The sequence below is a fragment of the Chelatococcus sp. GCM10030263 genome (assembly GCF_042666455.1).
Lineage (GTDB): Bacteria > Pseudomonadota > Alphaproteobacteria > Rhizobiales > Beijerinckiaceae > Chelatococcus.
The window spans coordinates 1-1,222 of the sequence record NZ_JBHTDB010000013.1 but is presented as its reverse complement, the minus strand read 5'-3'; the positions used below and the strand labels follow the sequence as shown (position 1 = coordinate 1,222).

General features: G+C 63.2%; 1 pseudogene. It reads left to right on the top strand.

The features are described 5' to 3' along the window. The first annotated feature begins 62 nt into the window (after positions 1 to 62). A pseudogene (locus ACFQU1_RS22190) lies at positions 63 to 1,163 on the top strand (IS3 family transposase). Positions 1,164 to 1,222 lie beyond the last annotated feature (59 nt).

Sequence of the window (1,222 nt, the reverse complement as noted above, 5' to 3'; positions counted from 1 at the left end):
TGACCTGAGACCCTGATCTTCCTCCAGATTTGAGTAGAGTCCGTCACTCACGGAGACGGACGATGCGCCCCTCACGATTCACGGAAGAGCAGATCATCGGGATGCTGAAGGAGCAGGAAGCCGGAGCGGCGACGGCTGACGTCTGCCGCAAGCACGGCATCTCTTCGGCGACCTTCTACAAGTTCAAGGCGAAGTATGGCGGGATGGACGTGTCGGATGCGCGTCGGCTGAAGACCCTCGAAGACGAGAACGCTCGTCTGAAGAAGCTGCTGGCCGAACAGATGCTCGACAACGCGATCCTGAAGGATGTCGCCGCAAAAAAATGGTGACGCCCGATGCGAAGCGGAAGGCGGTGGCTCATGCCTGCACGGTGCCATTCGGTGAGCCAGCGTCGGGCGTGCCTGGCCTTGACGGTCGATCGCTCGACGGTGCGCTATATGAGCGCCCGTCCCGACAATGCCCTGTTGCGCGAGGCGATGAAGGCCGTCGCAGGAGAGCGCCGGCGGTTCGGCTATCGCAGGATCCACATCATGCTGGACCGCCAGGGCATCGTGATGAACCAGAAGAAGCTGCGGCGGCTCTATCGCGAGGAGAAGCTGCAGGTGCGCCGGCGCGGTGGCCGCAAACGAGCATTGGGCACGCGCAGGCCCATGCTCGTGCCTGATCGGGCCAATGCGCGCTGGAGCCTCGATTTTCTCTCCGACACGGTCACGGACGGTCGCCGCTTCAGGGTGCTCGCCATCGTCGACGACTACACGCGCGAGTGTCTGGCGCTCGTCGCCGACACCTCGCTCTCGGGCCTGCGTGTGGCTCGGGAACTGGATGATGTCATTCGGCTGCGTGGCCGGCCGGAGACGATCGTGTCCGACAACGGCACCGAGCTCACCTCGATGGCGATCCTGCGCTGGTGCCAGGAGACTGGCGTCGCGTGGCACTACATCGCTCCCGGCAAACCCACGCAGAACGCCTTCGTCGAGAGCTTCAACGGGCGATTCCGGGACGAGTGTCTCAACGACACGTTGTTCTCGACGCTCACCGAGGCCCGCAGCGCTATCACCTCATGGAAGGAGGACTACAACCACCACCGACCCCACTCGGCCCTCGGCAACATCACGCCCGCCGAGTTCGCCCTCAAATCCTCGCTGGAAAAAGAGGCCGCCTGAGGCCAGAAACGAAACCTAGGACTCTCCCTCAGACCGGAGGAGAAAAGGGTCTCAGGTCA